The organism is Paenarthrobacter aurescens (assembly GCF_025421775.1).
Lineage (GTDB): Bacteria > Actinomycetota > Actinomycetes > Actinomycetales > Micrococcaceae > Arthrobacter > Arthrobacter aurescens_B.
The window spans coordinates 125,093-143,860 of the sequence record NZ_JAOEFX010000011.1; the positions used below are offsets into that span (position 1 = coordinate 125,093).

Sequence of the window (18,768 nt, forward strand, 5' to 3'; positions counted from 1 at the left end):
TTGAGGCGCCTGCAGGCATAATTAGGGGGTGAATGCTCCCCGCGCCTGGCTCATCTGGACGATCGGCGTGTTCGCCTACCTGGTTGCGGTGGCGCAGCGGACCTCCTTTGGTGTCGCGGGCCTGGAAGCCACGGAACGCTTCCACGCCAGCGCGTCGGCCATCTCCTTCTTTACGGTGCTTCAGCTGCTGGTATATGCCGGGCTGCAGATTCCGGTCGGCGTACTGGTGGACAGATTCGGCTCACGCGCGATGGTGGCCGGTGGCGCCATATTGATGGGGCTGGGCCAGTTGCAGCTGGCCTTTGCGGACAGTGTTCCCGGAGGCGTGTTGGGCCGTGTCCTTGTTGGTGCCGGCGATGCAATGACCTTCATCTCGGTCATCCGGCTGGTCCCGTTGTGGTTCGCGCCGGCCAAGGTCCCGCTGGTCACACAGCTCACCGGAATGTGTGGCCAACTGGGGCAACTCTTCAGTGTGGTCCCGTTTGCACTTCTTCTTCACGCCGCCGGATGGACTCCGGCGTTCCTGACGTTGGCTGCCATGTCCGTGTTGGCCGTCGTCGTGGTCCTGGCGCTCCTGCGGGACGCGCCTCCGGGCCATCCGCCCAAGGAAACAGGCCAGGGCCTGAGGGCTACGGGCGTCTCTCTCTCGCGCGCCTGGAAACAACCCGGAACCCGTTTGGGGCTTTGGAGCCACTTCACCGTGCAGTTCAGCGGAAACCTCTTCGCCATGACCTGGGGTTACCCGTTCCTGCTCTCTGCGCAGGGCCTGGATGCCGGGACCGTCTCGGCGTTGATGGCATTGTTCGTGGCGACCGCCATCGTCGCCGGTCCTGGTTTTGGCCGCTTCGTATCCAAGCACCCCATGCGAAGATCTGCGATGGTTCTCCTGATCACCCTGGCCACCGCCTTGGCATGGGCCGCGGTGCTCCTTCTTCCCGAACGTGCACCGCTGTGGTTGCTGGTGATCCTTGTTGTGGTGCTGGCTGTGGGTGGACCCGGGTCAATGATCGGCTTCGATTTCGCCCGGACGTTCAATCCGTCGCACCGGATCGGCACGGCGACCGGCATAGTCAATGTCGGCGGCTTCATTGCGGCACTCGTTGCCATCTATCTCATTGGCCTTGTGTTGGACCTTCTGAACGCCAGTGGTTTCTCCGGTGGTGACTTGTACGGCCTTGCACCATTCCGCATTGCCCTGAGCGTTCAGTTCGTGCTCCTTGGCCTCGGCACGGTCCTCATCCTCGTGACGCGGCGTAAAGTCCGCAGGCAGATGGCCGCGCAGGGGATCCACGTGGCGCCTTTGGTGGCGACCCTCGCCAAGCAGCGCCGTGAGCGGATCGAGCGGCGCCGCGCTGCGCGGTCTGATGCCGCGGGCGACCACCTCAACAGTTAGTCCCGGAGTAGTCCCGGAGCTTTTCCACATAGCCATGATGGTCCCTGTTACGGTTGCCCGGCCTTGCGCAGGCTGTAACCATGAATTCCAACAGAACGCTGAGCATCCACCAACCCGAAGACTTCCTTGGATACATCCCACACATGCTGGGCTATTGGCCCGAAGACAGCCTCGTCGCCATCACTCTGCAAGGCAAGGTTCTGGGTGCGACCCTTCGCGTGGACCTTCCGGCCGGGGGATCACAGCAGGCGCTTGACGCTTTCGCGGACCATGTCCGCAGCTATTTGATCGCCGATGAAGACGCCAATGGCGTGGTCCTTGCCGTCTACACTGATGCCGGCTGGACTGACGGCTCAGTAGTGCGGCAAACAATTCCCCTGTTGGAAGCCCTTGAACAAAGCCTGGATCAGGTTGACCTGTCGGTTCGGGACGCATGGCTGGTCGGGTCCGAGTACTGGCGCGGGGCTTACTGTTCGGATGAAGAGTGTTGCCCGGATCCGGGTCTCCCGGTTGACCGCATCAAAGACAGTCGCTTGAGCGCTGAGATGGTGTACCAAGGGAGCAGCATCGGGCCATCGCCGGCCAGCGGCTTCGGAAGACGGCGTCCGGCCATGCCTGCTGTGCTTGATTCCTCGGTACAAGAAGCGGAGTCCCGCTACGAGGGACGCCTTCTTGGCGGGTGGCGAAGTGAAGTGTGCCTGGATGCCGTCCTGGCTGTGTGGCAGCACGTGCTGGACAGCGGCGGACAACCTGCCGCCAAGCGGCCCGGAGCCGCCGCGGACGTCACGGGGTTCCTCAGGGCTACATTGAAGGTGCCGGCATGGCGGGATGCTGTGGCGGTCATGGCGGCCGCGGGCATTGAGTCCGCGAAGTCCGGCGCAGAAGCCTTTGGACTATTCACCGGAGATGAGTCGGACAATCCGCCCTTCGACCCCCGCGAACTCGGCGTGCCAACGCCCGGAATTCCCACTCCAGCCATGGCGCCGACTGGTTCACCAGGGCCGGCGGATGCTTTTACCTATGGCGATGTGTTGTTGGGCATGCAGCCGGAGATGCCGCATTGGAGCCACCTTGATGTCCTGCATCATGTGCTGGCCGGGTTATGCGTTGATGACGAGCCGGGGGAAGTGGCTGCAGCGGCGTGGACTCTCCGAGGCTGGATTTCCTGGTGCAAGGGGAGCGGTTCCATTGCCCACGCTTGCCTTACCCGGGCTGAGCTTGCCAATCCGGGCTACCGCTTGGCGGAACTCCTGAGTGAAATCCTGGGACAAGGAACCATTTGCGCCTGGGCCCGTCGCCCCGGCTCTGCTTGGCGCGGGTCCAGGAATGCGATCGTGTAGCTCCCCGGGGATCCATCAGGCGTGGGATTCGCAAAACCGTGAGACAATGGATGCCGAGACCCGGTTGGGTCCGCGTTCGAATGCCTGAATTGGCCCGGAAACCGGGAACAATACAGTGTCGTCGGGAGTTCTACATAGTGACTCTGCAGACGGCGATCGCATTTGGAATTGATCGCGGACTTGACAGGGTCATAGTGGTGTTGCCCGTATGGCGATTCCACAGACCGCCGCTAGAAAGGTTTTCTGTGACCCCGTCTTCCGTCGAGAAGGAACCCGCCGCCGATCTGTCCGCTGAGGAAAAGAAGGCGGCCACATCGGCAAAGCGCGCAGCGACACGTGCTGCCAACAAGGCCTCAGAGGGTGACTCTGACAAGCCGGCACCCAAGAAGCGTGGACCCAAGCCCGGCGCGAAGGCCGCCGCTGAAGCCGCCAACAAGTCTTCTGGCTCTGACACCGAGGAAGCCAGTGCAGAGGACGAAGACTTTGATCCCGCTGCAGCTGAAGAAGTCGAAGTCGGAGAAGATGACGCCGAGGACGGCGCAGCTGCCGCCAAGGACAAGCCTGCGCCTTCCGGCTCTGGTTTTGTGTACTCGGATGCTGATGACGACGACGCCCCTGTTCAGCAGGTCATGTCGGCGGGTGCTACAGCCGACCCCGTCAAGGACTACCTGAAGCAGATCGGTAAGGTTGCCCTGCTGAACGCTGAGCAGGAAGTCGATCTGGCGCTTCGTATTGAAGCAGGCCTCTTTGCAGAAGAAAAGATCAACGCCGACGACGGATCCATGGATCCCAAGCTCAAGCGTGAGCTTGAGTTCGTCATCCATGATGGAAAGCGCGCCAAGAACCACCTGCTCGAAGCCAACCTGCGCCTTGTCGTTTCGCTGGCCAAGCGTTACACAGGCCGTGGCATGCTCTTCCTGGACTTGATCCAGGAAGGCAACCTGGGCCTTATCCGTGCGGTGGAGAAGTTCGACTACACCAAGGGCTTCAAGTTCTCCACGTACGCTACGTGGTGGATCCGCCAGGCCATCACCCGCGCCATGGCCGATCAGGCCCGCACCATCCGTATTCCGGTGCACATGGTGGAAGTCATCAACAAGCTGGCTCGCGTTCAGCGGCAGATGCTTCAGGACCTCGGCCGCGAACCTACGCCGGAAGAACTGGCGTTGGAGCTCGACATGACGCCCGAGAAGGTCGTTGAGGTCCAGAAGTACGGCCGTGAGCCGATTTCGCTCCACACCCCGCTTGGCGAGGACGGCGACTCTGAGTTCGGCGACTTGATCGAGGATTCAGAAGCTGTCGTTCCGGCCGACGCCGTCAGCTTCACGCTCCTGCAGGAGCAGCTGCATTCCGTCCTGGATACTCTGTCCGAGCGCGAGGCTGGTGTTGTAGCCATGCGTTTCGGCCTGACCGATGGACAGCCGAAGACTTTAGACGAAATCGGCAAGGTCTACGGAGTCACGCGTGAGCGTATCCGCCAGATCGAATCAAAGACCATGTCCAAGCTGCGGCACCCGTCCCGCTCCCAGGTCCTGCGGGACTACCTGGACTAAACGTTCACAGCATGTACTGAAGCGGCCCAGTCGGATGATCTCCGGCTGGGCCGCTTTTGGCTGGAGTCGCCAGGTAGACGTTGGGGCCGTGAACAAACGAAACAAGGCTCCTCCCGATGGGGAGGAGCCTTGCTACTTGTTCAAAAGGGGTTTCCGGACCTTGCCGGGTTGCCCTGCCTAGTCGACGGGGACGGTTGCCCTCTCGTTGAGGCGCTCGGTCTCATCGTGCCAGTCGGAAGTCATGGGCCGAAGCGTAGCTTCAACTGCACGTGCGTGGTGGCCACAGAAAAGCAGCTCACCGCCGGAGGACTCGAGTACAACGCGGACGTACGCCTGGGCTCCGCAACGGTCACAGCGGTCAGCTGCGTTCAGCGTGCGGTCTGCAACTGCTGTTGTCATGTCGGCCTCCTTAGTAGTTCTGTACATCCATATAACCAGCATTCGACGCAGATCCATGGCAAGGATGGGTCACTTTCGCTGTCCGCGTATCACATGTGCGTAACGTAACTTTGCTGGTTGCGTCCGTCAGGGTGTGGCAACCGCTGCCCACCGGCCTTCGCGGCTAGCCTAGTATGGGCAGTGTTTGCCTTGAATTACCAGCGAAATTACGGCTGGGAAACACCCCTGAGATATACCCCGAAGGAGCACACCGCGAGTGGCACCGAGTTCTGAATACAACGCCCGGCACCTGTCTGTACTTGAGGGCCTGGAAGCCGTCCGCAAGCGCCCGGGCATGTACATCGGCTCCACGGACTCCCGCGGCCTCATGCACTGCTTGTGGGAAATCATCGACAACGCCGTTGATGAAGCTTTGGCGGGCTTCGGCCACGACATCAAAGTGATCCTGCACGCTGACAACTCAGTGGAAATTCATGACGACGGACGCGGAATACCCGTGGACGTGGAGCCCAAGACGGGACTCTCCGGCGTCGAAGTCGTCTTCACCAAGCTCCATGCGGGCGGCAAGTTCGGCGGAGGCTCCTACACGGCGTCGGGTGGCCTGCACGGTGTTGGTGCGTCCGTGGTCAACGCTCTTTCCAGCCGTCTTGACGTGCAGGTGGATCGCGGAAGCAAGACCTACCAAATGTCGTTCCGTCGCGGCGAACCTGGTCGGTTCGTGGATTCGGGATCAAAGCCCGGACCGGACGCACCGTTTGAGCCGTTTGTTGAGAATTCGGTGTTGGACGTGGTGGGCAAGGCGAAGCGTGGCGTCACCGGAACCCGCGTTCGTTACTGGGCGGACCGGCAGATTTTCACGCCTGATGCGAAATTCTCCTATGACGATCTGGCTGCACGCGCGCGCCAGACGTCATTCCTTGTGCCGGGCCTGAAGATTACGGTTCGCGATGAGCGCAAGCTGGCCGGTACGCCAGGGGAGGGCGGTGCCCACGAGGAAGTGTTCCACCATGACGGCGGCATCTCGGAGTTCGTTGAATTCCTGGCTGCAGACGCCGGCGTGACGGACGTTTGGCGTCTTCACGGTTCCGGGAAATTCAAGGAAACCGTTCCGGTCCTCGATGAGAACGGGCATAGCAAGATCGCTGAAGTCGAACGCGATTGCGAGGTGGATATTGCCCTGCGTTGGGGCATTGGCTACGAGACCACCATGCGCAGCTTCGTTAACATCATCGCTACGCCCAAGGGTGGCACGCACCAGTCCGGCTTTGAGGCCGCCCTGTTGAAGACCTTCCGTAAGGCCGTGGAAACAAATGCCCGCAAGTTGAAGGCCGGCAACGACAAGATTGAGAAGGACGATATCCTCGCCGGCTTGACCGCCGTGCTGACTGTCCGGCTTGCGGAGCCGCAATTCGAGGGGCAGACCAAGGAAATCCTGGGCACCTCGGCGGTCCGGGCCATTGTTGCGAAGGTGGTTGAAAAGGAAATCACCGGGAGACTGAATTCAGCCAACCGTAACGACAAGGCCCAATCAGCGCTGCTTCTGGAAAAGATGGTCAGCGAAATGAAGTCGCGCATCTCGGCGCGCGTCCATAAGGAAACCCAGCGCCGCAAGAACGCGTTGGAAACGTCGTCAATGCCAACCAAGCTTGCAGACTGCCGCACCGACGACGTTGCACGATCAGAACTGTTCATTGTGGAGGGCGACTCGGCGCTCGGTACCGCAAAGCTTGCCCGTTCCTCCGACTTCCAGGCCCTGCTGCCCATTCGCGGAAAGATCCTGAACGTGCAAAAGGCTTCGGTGGGGGACATGCTCTCCAACGCTGAGTGCGCCGCTTTGATCCAAGTGGTCGGGGCAGGTTCTGGCCGGAGTTTCGACATAGACGCTGCCCGATACGGCAAGGTCATCCTCATGACCGACGCCGACGTCGATGGCGCGCACATCCGTACCCTGCTGTTGACGCTGTTCTTCCGCTATATGCGGCCCATGGTCGAGGCCGGCCGTGTCTTTGCGGCCGTTCCGCCCTTGCACCGCGTGGAAGTTATCAACCCGGGCCAAAAGGCCAACGAGATGATCTACACCTACTCAGAGGCTGAACTCCACGTGCTTCTCGGCAACCTTGCCAAGGAAGGCAAGCGCTATAAAGAACCCATCCAGCGGTACAAAGGCCTGGGCGAAATGGACGCCCAGCAACTGGCTGAGACCACCATGGATCCACGGCACAGGACCCTGCGGAAGGTGGGCATTGAAAGCGCACAGCGTGCGGAGGAAGTGTTCGACCTTCTGATGGGTTCGGATGTGGCACCGCGCAAGGAATTCATCATTGCAGGTGCGGCCACCCTGGACCGGGAGCGCATCGACGCTTAGCGCTGGGGTGGCGCCGGGGCCTGCTTTGAGGGCGTGGCGTTGGCCGCGGGGGCGGCGAATGCCGCCGCTCCCACCACTGCTGCCAAGGCGCCGAGTCCCCAGGGCAGGCCCGCGGCGAGGGCAACTCCGCCCACCAGCAAAGGGCCCCCGGCATCACCGAGTTCGCGTCCGAGTTCTGCGGAGCCCATGGTTCGCCCCAGTCGATCTGCTGGTGTTGAGTCCGCCAGGTGGGCAAACGCAAGGGGCGTAGCCACCCCTATTCCCAGGCCGATGAGGATGGCGGCGATGTAGATCCAGCCGGCACCCGGCAAGACGCCGGCCATGAGGCTTCCGAGTGCGATGGCGATCAAACCGGCCACCATGCCAGGCCTGTCGGCAAGCACGCCACGATCAAGTAGCGTACCGATGCGGGGCTGTACCAGGGAAGAAGCCACGGCCAGCACAGTCACAACTGCTACGCTCCCGGCTGTGCCGAGGCCTTCCCGGGCTGCCAAGGCCGGAAGGAATCCAACCGCTGCCCCAAGCGCTCCTGTGGCAGCGGCCAGCACCGTTGTGGGTCCAAGGAACGACCTTTCGGTGCTTTGCCGCCAGACGTCCAGGATGGTGTACCTCGGGCGGGGGAGTGGATGCAGGTGCGGTACGGAAGCAGCAGCCCAGGCAGCAACCGCCACGCCTAAGGCAGCCAGGATCCCGAACAGAAGTTCGAAGCCACCAGCCAGGATCGCCAGGGCTCCCAGCAGCGGGCCGATCGCGTAGCCCAGGCCCTTCCACGAGCCGTAGCGTCCGAAGTAGTGGCCGGTCTTCTTGCCCGCGAGTCGAGCCACGCTGGCGGAGGACGCCGGAGAAAATGCCGAGGCTGCCATCCCTTGGCCCAGGCGCGCTGCGGCGAGCATCGCGGGCTGATCGGCCCAAAGACCAATGAGCGAGGCGGCTGAGAAGCCCAGGAGACCGCCCACGATAACCGGCTTCGGCCCGATGCGGTCGCTCAGGGCGCCGAACACGGGTTTGAGGAACACCTCGGCAATGTCGTACAGCGCCAACAGGATGCCCAGCCCGAGGAGGCTCAGTCCAATGTCGGCACTCTCTGCTCCGAGCCCCGCTGCGACAGCGTGGGCGCCAAAGGCCGTGGTGAAACCCGCAGCGTAGAGTGGCCAACGCTGACGGGCGGGAAATGAAGAGGATCTGGCTTCTGTGGCTTTCACGCTCACAATGTAACAGCTGCTACATTCAAGATTGTGATTGAGTGGTTATTGGTTCTGGTTCAGGTTCCCGCACAGCCATCCAGGTACCGGGTGGCGGTTTGGCGCGAGCTCCGGCGGATCGGCGCGGTTCCGTTGTCGCCCGGAACCTGGGTGCTTCCTTCGCATCCCGCATTCGAGGAAGGACTGGCCCGGGCTGAGGAGCTCGTAGCCAAGGGCAGGGGGTCCTGGACGCTTGTCGATGCCGCCCCGAGGAACCTGGGGGCGGATACTTTCAGGAGCGCCTATGAAGCTGCCCGTCTGGAGGAATGGGCCGAGTTCATGGCTGACTGCGGAAAGTTTGAGCAGGAAATTGCCAAGGAGATCTCACGGGAAAAGTTCACTTTCGCTGAACTCGAGGAAGAGGAGCAGAGCCTGGAACGCCTCAGGCGATGGTTCCGGGAGCTGAAATCGCGGGACGTCCTGCACCTTCCGCAGGCGGGGGAGGCCTCTGACCAGCTGGCAGGCTGCACGGCCGCGTTGGAGGGCTACGCAGCCATGGTCTATGACGTGACGCTGCCCTAATAGATCGCCGGGTCGGCTGGATCGCCGGGTTAGCCGAGCAGTCCCGGCACGATGAGCAGCGCGGTCGGCACTGCAAGCAGCATCGCTGATACCACCAGGACCATGACCCGCAGACCTTTGGTGAGCGGCGGCTGGGGCGAGAGAAGCCGGCTGACGCGTGACGCCGTCGTGCGCGGTGAGTCAGCACCGCCGGTGGCGCTGACGCCGTTACCTTCGACGACGGCCCCGCCCGCGTTGAGTGCCGGCGCGCCGATAGCGGGCTGCGAGTTTCCGCTGGCGACGATCGCGATGGCCTTGATGAGTGTCCCCTTGCTCTCGGTGCGGAGCGCAACGTCGTCGGCCAACATCTCAATCAGGGAGTTCACGGCCGTTTGGGCCAGCCGGGTGGTGGGGAACCAAGGCAGCGCCTGCCGCCAGGCGGCGAAGGCCCAGAGCAGGAGGTCGTGACGCTGGGAAAGATGGGCGTTTTCGTGGATGAGGACAGCCCTGAGTTCGGCCGGTTCGAGGGCTGCCATGAGGCCGTCGGAGAGTACTGTCACGGATCGCGCGCCGCCCGGCAGGCAATACGCCACGGGGGAGTCGTGGTTGATCACCACGGTGCCGGGTCCGTCGTCTGAGGGTGATGCGAGCAGGGCCAGCAGTTCGCGGTGCCGCCTCCGCTGGCGTTCAATTTTGTAGTAGGTCAGGAGCAGTGTGAAGACCAGGTGCGCGGTCAGCAGGGCCGCTGCGGAGAGCGCAAAGAGGTGCCAGAACCCCAGTGCGGTGGTGGGTTCGTTGTTGAAGACCATGCCGGCCAGGCCCTTGAGTCCCGCAATGAGGTTGTCCCCAATGGGCTCGAGGCCGTAGACCAGCATGGCGCCAATCATGGATAAGCCACCGGCGAGGGCGATCGCCTGCCATAGCACCATGGCCGTGAAGGGAGAACGTGCCGGCCATTGTGCGCGCGAGAGCAGGACGGGCACCGGCCACGCCAGAATCAATGCCAGGACCGCAAGCAGGTATGAGGTCCAGAACATAGTGGCTAATTGTAGCCGAGCAGTTTGCGCAGGGTAGCGGCTTCACTTTCGGTGACGGAACCAATGAAGCGGGCCAGGACGGCCTCGCGGTCCGGAGCTGAGCCCAGGACTTCATGCATGAGTTCGGCGGTGTGGTCCGCGCGGCTGGAAACGGCTTGGTAGCGGTGCGGACGCGTTCCGCGTTCCCGCTCTACCAGGCCCTTTTTCTCCAGGCGCGAAAGCACGGTGAGGACCGTGGTCACTGCCAGGTCCTTGCCTTGATGACCCGCGGTGCCGTCGCCGGCCTCGGAGTCCTGCGCCAGAAGATCGCGCAGTGTGTTGGCAGTTGCAGCCTCCTGGCCTGCCCAGAGCAGATCCATCACTGCCCGTTCCAGTTCCCCAAGACTTGCCATCGATACGTCCCTACCTTCCGCTTTCCGGTGCAGGGTGACTGCTCCCGGAAGCGATGATCCAACATTCCACCATAAATCTACCGCTTTTCAGGCCTTCATTCTACGTGAGGTAGAACTATCGGCGCGCCGTGCGTGAAAGGGAGCCCTTGCGCGTGGCTGACGCCACTTGAAGAATGGATTTCGTCGCCCGCCATTTGTTCTACACTGTGTAGAAGAGAAGTTTTCTACGCTACGTAGAAGTAACGTCATCGTACTCCGGTCCGCCGTACAAAGGACAGCCATGGACGCCTTGGAAATCGCACGCTGGCAATTCGGTATCACTACCGTCTACCACTTCATGATGGTGCCGCTCACTATCGGCCTCGGCCTGGTGGTGGCCATCATCCAGACCATTTGGTACCGCACGGGCAAGCCCGAGTACCTGCGGATGACCAAGTTCTGGGGAAAGCTCTTCCTCATCAACTTCATCATGGGCGTAGCCACGGGAATTGTGCAGGAATTCCAGTTCGGCATGGCATGGAGCGAGTACAGCCGGTTCGTCGGCGATGTCTTCGGCGCACCGCTGGCCCTCGAAGCCCTGCTGGCATTCTTCGTGGAATCCACATTCCTGGGACTGTGGATCTTCGGCTGGAAGCAGCTCAAGCGCGGCGTCCACCTGGCCTGCCTGTGGATCGCCGTCATCGGCTCCGTCTTCTCCGCCTACTTCATCATCGTGGCCAACTCCTGGATGCAGCACCCCGTGGGCGTGGAAATGGTGGACGGCAGGCCCGTGATGACGGACGCCTGGGCAGTATTTACCAACAACACTGCGTTGGTGGCCGTGCCGCACACCCTCTTCGGTGCACTTGCTGTTGCCGGAGCCTTCCTGCTGGGCATCGCCTGGTACCACCTGTGGCGCCGCCGCCACGACGGCATTGACGTGGTAGGCGCGGACGGCAAACTGATTCCCGGCGAAGCAGCCATCCCGGGCCGCGACAAGGCCGACTACACGGTGTGGATGAAGTCTCTCAGGATCGGTGCAGTAGTGGCCATGATCTCCTTCGCGGGAACTGCCATCACGGGTGACCTCCAGGGCAAACTTATGTTCGAGCAACAGCCCATGAAGATGGCTGCCGCTGAAGCTGCTTGCCACGACGGCACGGGTTTCTCGGTCCTGAGCGTGGGCAACCTGGGCGCAACGAACTGCGACGACATTGTGGCGGTCATCGAAGTCCCCGGCATTCTTTCCTTCCTCGCCAAGGGTGACTTCACCACCGAGGTGAAGGGCGTCAACAGCCTGCTGGGCGAGTACAAGGAAAAGTACGGAACCCACCTCCCGGACAACCCGCTGTACGGCGACCGCGCGGGACAGGAAATCCAGTACGTGCCCGTAATGGAAGTGACCTACTGGGGCTTCCGAATGATGATCGGCTTCGGCGGGATCGCCGCGTTTGCGGCCCTGCTGGCTCTGTGGGTGACCCGCAAGGGCGTAGTGCCGCAATCGAAGTGGCTCATGCGCCTCGCTGTCTTTGGCATCCTCGCACCCTTCGGCGCCAACGCCGCGGGCTGGATCTTCACTGAAATGGGCCGGCAACCGTTCGTGGTGGCGCCCAATCCGGACATGAACGGCATCGATCAAGTGTTCATGTTCACTGCTGCCGCCGTGTCACCGGGGGTCAGCGCTGGTGAGCTCATGACTTCGCTGGTGGTCCTCACCGCCATCTATGCCGTGCTGTTGGTGGTTGAGGTGAAGCTCCTGGTCAAGTACGTCCGCGGTGGCGTCGCTTCGGCGATGCCGGAGCTTGCCCATGCCAAGGACTCCGACGACCAACGCGACAAGAATGACGACGGCACCGGCCCGGACAAGTCCGGCGACGACGTCCTGGCATTCGCCTACTAGAAGCCAAGGGAAACTGACAATGGAACTGTTGCCAACCATCTGGTTCGTGGCCATCGCGGTGTTGTGGACCGGTTATCTCTTCCTGGAAGGTTTTGACCTCGGCGTCGGCATGCTCATGAAGCTGTTCGCCAGGAACAACACTGACCGCCGGGTGCTGCTGAACACCATCGGCCCTGTTTGGGATGGCAATGAGGTGTGGTTGCTCACCGCGGCCGGAGCCACCTTCGCTGCCTTCCCCCTCTGGTACGCCTCGCTGTTCTCGGCGCTCTACCTCCCGCTCCTGGCAGTCCTGGCAGCGTTGATCTTCAGGGCAGTCGCCTTCGAATACCGCGGCAAGGTGGACTCCGAGCGCTGGCGTAACCGCTGGGATTGGGCGATCGCCATCGGGTCATTCGGTGCAGCCTTCGGGATCGGCGCCGCCCTGGCCCTGACAACCACCGGTCTGCCCCTTAACGCCAACGGTGACCGCAGCGGCGGCCCGATGTCCTGGTTCAGCGGCTATGCACTCCTTGGTGGCTTCGGTGTGGTGGCGTTCGCGCTGGTTCACGCCTTGGCGTTCCTTGCCTTGAAGACCGACGGCGACGTGCGGCACCGTGCCCGCAGCTGGTTCGTGCGGTTGGTTCCTGTTGCCGTGTTGCCGATGTTCGGCTGGATGGTGGCTGTCCAGTTCCTCAGCGGGAAACCGTGGACGTGGGCCCTGGTGGCTGCCGCCGTTGTGGCCGTCGTCCTGGCATGGACCCTGGCCCGGGCAGGGTCGGAGGGTCGCGCCTTTGGTGCCCTCGGTGCATTCATCGTCTGCGCCACGGCCTCGATTTTCGGCGCCGCCTTCCCAGTGGTCATCCCTTCCACCATCGACCCAGCCTTCAACCTGACCGTCAGCAACGCCTCATCCTCGGACTACACGCTGGGACTGATGAGCATCGTTGCCGCAGTGGGGCTTCCGCTGGTGATCGCCTACCAGTCCTGGACGTACTGGGTCTTCCGGCGGCGTGTCAGCGCGGCCCATATCCCTGAAGCCCATGGCTTCCTTCCAGCGATCGCAGCCAAGGTTCTGATTTCCAAAGACAGCCAGGTATCCAAAGACAGCCCGGTATCCAAGGGCAGCCCGGAGAAAACCGCCTCAAACCCATCGGGAGACTAGCCGCCTCATGAAACCCGTCTTCCCCTCCGGTCCGGCCACACGATCGGCACTTTATTCCATCGGCCTGCTGTCCGCGCTCAAAGCCCTGTCGCTGGTACTCATGGCCCAGGCGGTCGCGGGGATGCTTGCAGGGCTCGCCTCTGGATCCGGAGACTGGGACAGCGGGCTCGTCTGGGGTGCCGTGGGCGCAGTCCTGAGGTCCTTGACGGTATGGGGCCAAGGCATCGCTTCGAGACGGGCAGCCCTCGGCGTCAAAGAGGAGTTGCGGGCGCAGCTGATGCGGCGCTCGCTTGCTGACGGCTCGTCGCCGGTGGAGGGAATGAACGACGGCGGCCTGGCGATCCTCGCGACGCGCGGCCTCGACGCGCTGGACGACTACTACACCCAATATCTGCCCGCCTTGGTGAACTGCGTTACGGTGCCGCTGTTGATCGGTGCCCGCATCCTTTTCGCCGACTGGGTCAGTGCAGTGGTGATCGTCCTGACTGTTCCGTTGGTGCCACTGTTCATGGTCTTGATTGGCCGGCACACCGAGGACAGTGTCAGGGACGCACAAACCACGCTCCGGAAACTGTCCGGCCATATCCTCGAACTGGCCAAAGGCCTGCCTGTCCTGGTGGGGCTGGGCCGCGCCAGCGAACAACGCGCAGCCTTGGAGGACATTTCAGAGCAATACCGGGTCCGGACCATGGGCACCCTCCGTACGGCGTTCCTGTCAGCTCTTGCACTCGAACTCATTGCAACCATCTCAGTGGCCGTGGTGGCCGTATTCATCGGGGTCCGGCTTGTAGCAGGGGATATGGCCCTGGAAGCCGGCCTCCTGGCGCTCATCCTTGCCCCTGACTGCTACCTGCCCCTGAGGGAACTCGGCACCGCACACCACGCCAGCGACGACGGCCGGGCCGCCCTCGAAACCACCAACGCCGTGCTGGACGCCCCCACGCAGCAGCGGGTGACCAGTGCAAAGGCCGGCACGGGCCCTACCGACGTAGTGGTGACAAATCTGTCGGTGACTTACCAAGGAAGGTCCGCGCCCGCCGTCGGGCCTCTCGACTTCATTGCGCCGCAAGGAAGCATCACAGCCCTGGACGGCGACAGCGGCGCCGGCAAGAGTACTGTCCTTGGGGTTCTCACGGGACTTATCAAGCAGGGGCCCGGGGCCAATATCACGGGGACGGTGGCCGGAGTGGCGCCCGGGACCGTGGCCTGGGTGCCGCAGCACCCGGTCATGGTCGCCGACACCGTGCGACAGGAGATTGAGCTGTATCTGGAAGGCCTTGGAGGCGACGTCCCCGCGGCCATGGAGCGCGTCCTCCGCAAGGCCTCTGCGGGTCACCTGGCAGCCAAGCATCCCGCCGAACTTAGTCCAGGCGAACTGCGTCGCGTCGCTCTTGCCCGTGGCCTTGCCCGGCTGGAAGTGGGCGCCACGCTGTTGCTGCTTGACGAGCCCACCGCTCACCTGGACCAGCACTCCGCCAGCGTGGTGCGTCACGCCATCGAATCCCTCCGCGGTTCGACCACTGTGATCCTGGTGGCCCATGACGCCGCCACCAGGGCGCTCGCCGACCACATTGTGCCTGTGGGCGACAAGCGTCACCAAAGCGCGCCCACCCCGGTGCGGGCGAGCGTCGGGCGCGTGCTGGGAGTGGCGGACACAGAGTCGGCCGCGGTGGAGTCCGTCAAGACCGCCATCAACACACCTGATGGCAACAGCAGCCGGAAACGACTGCTGGGTGTACTGAAACCCGTCCGCTGGAAGTTTGCCGCTGCCGGCGTGGTGGCTGTCCTTGCCGCGCTGTTCGCTGTGGCACTCTCCGGACTGTCCGGCTGGCTCATCATCAGGGCCAGCGAACAGCCGCCCATCCTCTATCTGCTGGGTGCGATCGTAGGCGTCAGGTTCTTTGGCATAGGCAGGGCAGTTCTCCGCTATTGCGAGCGTCTCTTGACCCACGACGCAGTGTTTGCCGCCATGACCCGCCTTCGTGGCGCACTGTGGGCAACATTGAGCCGCAGGGCGCTGTCCCTCCGCCGCCTGCTGCAGGGCGGTAACGTCCTGGGTTCCATCGTGGACGACGTCGACACACTCCGCGACCTGCTGCCGCGGGTCGCCCTTCCCCCTGTGACCGCAGTGGGGGTTGGCGGGGCGGCGATCATTGCCACCGCCATCGTTTTGCCCGCAGCGCTGCCCGCCGTGGTGATGGCATCCGTGCTTGGCCTGGCAGCCGCTCCGCTGCTTGCCGTCATGGCAGACCGGAACGCCGCCAGGGCCGAACAGCAAATGCGTTCGGTGGTGCTCCGGGGAGTCGCTGCGGCGCTGGACGCCCGGGCTGAACTCAGTGCCAACGGGGTGGGTGAACCCGTCCTTGAGTCACTGCGGACGAAAGACCGCGCGGCCACTCTCTCTGCCCAGCGCTCGGCGTGGGCGGAGGGTCTCGGCCAAGCGGTGATCGTCCTGGGCTGCGCCGTGGCAGCGCTGTGGGCCGGTGTCCTCGGCGCTGCCTCCGTACTCGACGGTTCTGTTGCCCCGGAGCTGGTAGCTGTGATCGTCCTGATGAACCTTGCCTTGGTTGAGGCCTTCGGCGGCATCGTGTCCGCGGTGCGCCAGGCCCCGGCGCTCGCAGCGGTCCTTGGCAGGGTGGCAGCGTCAGGAGCGTTGGACGCTCCCGTTGCGGCGGACCACGGGGAAGACGTCGACGGCGGCACGTTGCCGCTCCCTGACCGTCCCGGCAAAGCGGGGCTGGAGTTGAGCGGTGCGGCGGCTGCCTGGCCAGGGGGACCCAATGTCTTCGCCGGGCTCACGGCCGAAGCCGAACCTGGCCGCTGGCTTGCCGTGACAGGACCTTCCGGTGCTGGCAAGTCCACGCTCCTTTCCGTGCTGCTGGGCTTCCTGCCCCTCACGGAAGGAACGGCGAAACTAACGGGCACGGCAGCTTGGTGCCCGCAGGAGGCCCACCTGTTCGACTCGACCATCCGGGGAAACCTCCTGTTGAGCCGGCCCGCGTCAGGGAAGCCCAGCGAGGACGACATGCACAAGGCGCTGGCCGACGTCGGCCTTGACACGTTGGTGAAGGCTTTGCCCGGCGGACTGGACGCACGCATCGGTCCCGGCGGTTCCTTCCTCAGCGGCGGTGAGCGGCAGCGGCTCGCCATGGCCCGAACGTTGCTGACCGGAGCCTCCGTGTTGTTGCTGGATGAGCCAACAGCGCACCTTGACACCGGCGCAGCCCGGGAGATGATGGCGATTCTCCGAAAAGGGCTCAAGGACGTGACGGTTGTCCTCGTCACCCACAATCCAGAGGACATCGATCCCGCCGATGCCCGGCTCGAGCTGCCCGCGGCCCACTCGGCTGCGAGGCAAAGTGCGGGTGCGGCGGAGCTGGTGGGAAGGCCTACTCCTCAGTAGCCTGTTGGCATGCCTTTCGACGCCGCAAGCCAAGCCCTGCCCGACGCCACTGTGACCGGCCTTCAGTGGCGGCCGGCCACAACGGACGACCTCGACAACTGGGCCGCGCTGATAGCCAGGACTGCCGCCGTCGAACAACCTGCCTGGTATGAGAAGCGCGGAGATCTGGTCCACATCCTGGAATCCACCAAGAACCCACCGCAGACGAGCACGCTGCTGGGGCTGGATGGCAGCGGTGTGGCGCGCGCCTACGGTCGGATCTCCAAGAACCCCCAGGGCGACAAGGCCACGGGCATGGCGTGTGTTGACCCGGAATGGCAACAACGCGGCATCGGCTCCGCTGTCCTTGTGTGGCAGGAAGAGCAGGTGCGCCGGCGGTTCCAGTCCGATGAAGCCGCGGGGCACACGACGGCACCGCCCCGCCTCCGGATCCAGACCGAAGAGCAGCACGAGCACCAGGCCACACTGCTGAGGGGACATGGTTACGGTGCGGTCCGCTGGTTCAACGAAATGCATCGGCCGCTGACAACGGAGCTGCCTGATGCCCCGCTCGCCGCGGGCCTCCAACTCAGGACGTTGGAGCCATCACTGTTCGAACCCGTGCGCCACGCTCACAACGATGCTTTCAGGGACCACTGGGGGAGCGAGCCCAGGGACGAAGAGTCGTGGCGCTTCACTATCGAGGAACCCACTGCGCGGCATGATCTCAGTGCGGTAGTCATCGACGACGCCACGGGGGACATCGCCGCATACCAGCTGACCAGCTTCGATCCCGATTCTGCTGCCGACCGCGGTTTCAAGGAGGGCTACACGGAGCTCCTGGGCGTGCGGCGTGCCTACCGGGGACGGGGAATTGCCCAAGCGTTGCTGGCCGACGCCATGCGCCGATACATCGCCGCAGGGATGGATGTGGCGTCACTGGACGTGGACTCCGCCAACCCCACCGGGGCGCTGGAGCTGTACCTTGGCATGGGCTACACGCCGGTGAACCGCAGCACGACCTGGGAGAAGATGCTCCAGGACAGCCGTCCTAGCCGTCCACGTCGTGCAGGTGGTGGACAACATCGTGCAGGAAGTACTGGGAGAACGTCAGCACGGTAAACGAGGATCCGTTGCTCCGCGTTCCGGTGCGCTGCCAGTCATCCTCCACCACACGGGCGAACGATTCGGCAATCTCCTTGCCCTCGGCCTCCACTTCGTCCGCCACCGTTCGTGGATCAGCGGATCCGTACTCGCCGTCGATCGCGGCCTGGTCCTGGTCCCAGTTGGCGAACCGGGCGTCATCTTCGGTAAGCATCAGGTTCAGGCGCTGGTCGAACAGGCTGAAAACATCGCGAACGTGGCATGCGTATTCCAGATTGGACCACGTGTGGTCGTTGGGACGTGTGGCAACGTCCTCCCGCCGCAGGACGGCCCGCCACCGGGGAAGCATGTTCAAAACGGTGCCCGGCACGGTGGAAGGAGTGACCGTTGCGGGGTCGAAACCACATTCGGGGCAGGGCTGGGAGAGCACCCAGGTCCAGTCTTTTTCGTCAGGGATGATCGGCATGCGGCCAGTCTAAGCTCATCCGTTCCATAGCCCGTTGCAGGCCATGAAATATGCTGCCGGTTTCCGGTTACTTCCCAACGGGCCCAAGAGTAAAGTTCGTTCCGGGGGGAGAGCCGGAAAGAGAAAACAATGCTCAAGGATCAGCAGGTTGGTGCCGTCCTACCGGCACAGGACATGGCCCGGGCCCGCGCGTACTACAGCGAAAAGCTTGGGCTGGAACCCGAAAATCCGGACGACGACGACAACCTCCAATACAGGTGCGGCGATGGGACCGGATTCTTCCTGTATCAAACACCCAATGCGGGAACTGCCAAGAATACGCAGATGGGTTGGATGGTCAGCGATGTCGCCGCCACGGTGGCGGAATTGCGGGAAAAGGGAGTCACGTTCGAAGACTATGATTTCCCCGGGCTGAAGACAGAAAACGGCGTCGCCACGATGCCCGACGGGAGCGCCGCAGCATGGTTCCTTGATACTGAAGGAAACATTCTGAGCCTCAACCAAACCGGCTAGCCCATTCAGTGGCCCACAGGCCACCACGACAGCAAAGGCCGGAGGATGTACCCCCGGCCTTT

At 63.2% G+C, this 18,768-nt stretch carries 15 protein-coding genes; 10 read left to right on the forward strand and 5 right to left on the reverse strand.

The window, feature by feature from the left end:
- The first annotated feature begins 28 nt into the window (after positions 1 to 28).
- The 3 genes from N7568_RS20600 (at position 29) to N7568_RS20610 (ending at position 4,286) form a co-directional block, all read left to right on the forward strand.
- A complete protein-coding gene (locus N7568_RS20600; protein WP_261611626.1) occupies positions 29 to 1,393 on the forward strand; it encodes an MFS transporter in 1,365 nt (454 codons plus the stop codon).
- 80 nt (positions 1,394 to 1,473) lie between these two features.
- Positions 1,474 to 2,733, forward strand: coding sequence for a DUF4192 domain-containing protein (locus tag N7568_RS20605; protein WP_261611627.1), 1,260 nt, complete (start codon positions 1,474 to 1,476; stop codon positions 2,731 to 2,733).
- A 245-nt stretch (positions 2,734 to 2,978) separates the two neighbouring features.
- On the forward strand, positions 2,979 to 4,286 hold the full coding sequence (locus N7568_RS20610) for an RNA polymerase sigma factor (protein ID WP_261611628.1): 1,308 nt from the start codon (positions 2,979 to 2,981) through the stop codon (positions 4,284 to 4,286).
- Between the two features lie 177 nt (positions 4,287 to 4,463).
- On the opposite strand, the gene N7568_RS20615 is transcribed toward N7568_RS20610, so the two are convergent.
- On the reverse strand, positions 4,464 to 4,685 hold the full coding sequence (locus N7568_RS20615) for a DUF7455 domain-containing protein (RefSeq protein ID WP_261611629.1): 222 nt from the start codon (positions 4,683 to 4,685) through the stop codon (positions 4,464 to 4,466).
- A gap of 256 nt (positions 4,686 to 4,941) precedes the next feature.
- Between N7568_RS20615 and N7568_RS20620 the strand changes: the two genes are divergently transcribed.
- Positions 4,942 to 7,050, forward strand: a complete 2,109-nt coding sequence (locus tag N7568_RS20620; RefSeq protein WP_261611630.1) for a DNA gyrase/topoisomerase IV subunit B — start codon at positions 4,942 to 4,944, stop codon at positions 7,048 to 7,050.
- On the opposite strand, the gene N7568_RS20625 is transcribed toward N7568_RS20620, so the two are convergent.
- A complete protein-coding gene (locus N7568_RS20625) occupies positions 7,047 to 8,252 on the reverse strand; it encodes an MFS transporter (RefSeq protein WP_261611631.1) in 1,206 nt (401 codons plus the stop codon). The genes N7568_RS20620 and N7568_RS20625 overlap by 4 nt on opposite strands.
- A gap of 33 nt (positions 8,253 to 8,285) precedes the next feature.
- Here N7568_RS20625 and N7568_RS20630 point away from each other — a divergent pair, with 33 nt between their 5' ends.
- On the forward strand, positions 8,286 to 8,813 hold the full coding sequence (locus tag N7568_RS20630) for a Chromate resistance protein ChrB (RefSeq protein WP_261611632.1): 528 nt from the start codon (positions 8,286 to 8,288) through the stop codon (positions 8,811 to 8,813).
- Between the two features lie 29 nt (positions 8,814 to 8,842).
- Here the strand turns inward: N7568_RS20630 and N7568_RS20635 are convergent, their stop codons facing one another.
- Entirely contained in the window at positions 8,843 to 9,829 is a 987-nt protein-coding gene (locus N7568_RS20635; protein WP_261611633.1) for a M56 family metallopeptidase, read from the reverse strand.
- A gap of 5 nt (positions 9,830 to 9,834) precedes the next feature.
- Positions 9,835 to 10,221, reverse strand: coding sequence for a BlaI/MecI/CopY family transcriptional regulator (locus N7568_RS20640; RefSeq protein WP_011774471.1), 387 nt, complete (start codon positions 10,219 to 10,221; stop codon positions 9,835 to 9,837).
- A 280-nt stretch (positions 10,222 to 10,501) separates the two neighbouring features.
- On the opposite strand from N7568_RS20640, the gene N7568_RS20645 reads away from it, so the two are divergent.
- Genes N7568_RS20645 through N7568_RS20660 form a run of 4 tightly spaced genes read left to right on the forward strand, consistent with a single transcriptional unit; the run spans position 10,502 to position 17,745 of the window.
- Positions 10,502 to 12,100 carry a cytochrome ubiquinol oxidase subunit I gene (locus N7568_RS20645; protein ID WP_261611634.1) on the forward strand — a complete coding sequence of 533 codons (1,599 nt, stop codon included), beginning with the start codon at positions 10,502 to 10,504 and terminating at the stop codon, positions 12,098 to 12,100.
- Positions 12,101 to 12,119: 19 nt separating this feature from the next.
- Positions 12,120 to 13,241: a cytochrome d ubiquinol oxidase subunit II gene (gene cydB / locus N7568_RS20650; protein ID WP_261611635.1), complete on the forward strand. Its 1,122-nt coding sequence runs from the start codon at positions 12,120 to 12,122 to the stop codon at positions 13,239 to 13,241.
- A 7-nt stretch (positions 13,242 to 13,248) separates the two neighbouring features.
- The gene (gene cydD / locus N7568_RS20655) at positions 13,249 to 16,644 is read left to right on the forward strand and encodes a thiol reductant ABC exporter subunit CydD (RefSeq protein ID WP_261611636.1); all 3,396 of its coding nucleotides are present in this window, start codon (positions 13,249 to 13,251) and stop codon (positions 16,642 to 16,644) included.
- A gap of 9 nt (positions 16,645 to 16,653) precedes the next feature.
- Positions 16,654 to 17,745, forward strand: a complete 1,092-nt coding sequence (locus tag N7568_RS20660) for a GNAT family N-acetyltransferase (RefSeq protein WP_261611637.1) — start codon at positions 16,654 to 16,656, stop codon at positions 17,743 to 17,745.
- Here N7568_RS20660 and N7568_RS20665 read toward each other — a convergent pair.
- A complete protein-coding gene (locus N7568_RS20665; protein ID WP_261611638.1) occupies positions 17,675 to 18,193 on the reverse strand; it encodes a DinB family protein in 519 nt (172 codons plus the stop codon). The genes N7568_RS20660 and N7568_RS20665 overlap by 71 nt on opposite strands.
- A gap of 129 nt (positions 18,194 to 18,322) precedes the next feature.
- Here N7568_RS20665 and N7568_RS20670 point away from each other — a divergent pair, with 129 nt between their 5' ends.
- A complete protein-coding gene (locus N7568_RS20670; RefSeq protein ID WP_261611639.1) occupies positions 18,323 to 18,706 on the forward strand; it encodes a VOC family protein in 384 nt (127 codons plus the stop codon).
- The last annotated feature ends 62 nt before the right edge of the window (positions 18,707 to 18,768 follow it).

Coding starts and splice junctions, on each gene's coding strand:
- N7568_RS20605 (WP_261611627.1), top strand. CDS start 1,474: ATGAATTCCAACAGAACGCTGAGCATCCACCAACCCGAAGACTTCCTT.
- N7568_RS20615 (WP_261611629.1), bottom strand. CDS start 4,685: ATGACAACAGCAGTTGCAGACCGCACGCTGAACGCAGCTGACCGCTGT.
- N7568_RS20635 (WP_261611633.1), bottom strand. CDS start 9,829: ATGTTCTGGACCTCATACCTGCTTGCGGTCCTGGCATTGATTCTGGCG.
- N7568_RS20640 (WP_011774471.1), bottom strand. CDS start 10,221: ATGGCAAGTCTTGGGGAACTGGAACGGGCAGTGATGGATCTGCTCTGG.
- N7568_RS20645 (WP_261611634.1), top strand. CDS start 10,502: ATGGACGCCTTGGAAATCGCACGCTGGCAATTCGGTATCACTACCGTC.
- cydB (WP_261611635.1), top strand. CDS start 12,120: ATGGAACTGTTGCCAACCATCTGGTTCGTGGCCATCGCGGTGTTGTGG.
- cydD (WP_261611636.1), top strand. CDS start 13,249: ATGAAACCCGTCTTCCCCTCCGGTCCGGCCACACGATCGGCACTTTAT.
- N7568_RS20660 (WP_261611637.1), top strand. CDS start 16,654: ATGCCTTTCGACGCCGCAAGCCAAGCCCTGCCCGACGCCACTGTGACC.
- N7568_RS20665 (WP_261611638.1), bottom strand. CDS start 18,193: ATGCCGATCATCCCTGACGAAAAAGACTGGACCTGGGTGCTCTCCCAG.
- N7568_RS20670 (WP_261611639.1), top strand. CDS start 18,323: ATGCTCAAGGATCAGCAGGTTGGTGCCGTCCTACCGGCACAGGACATG.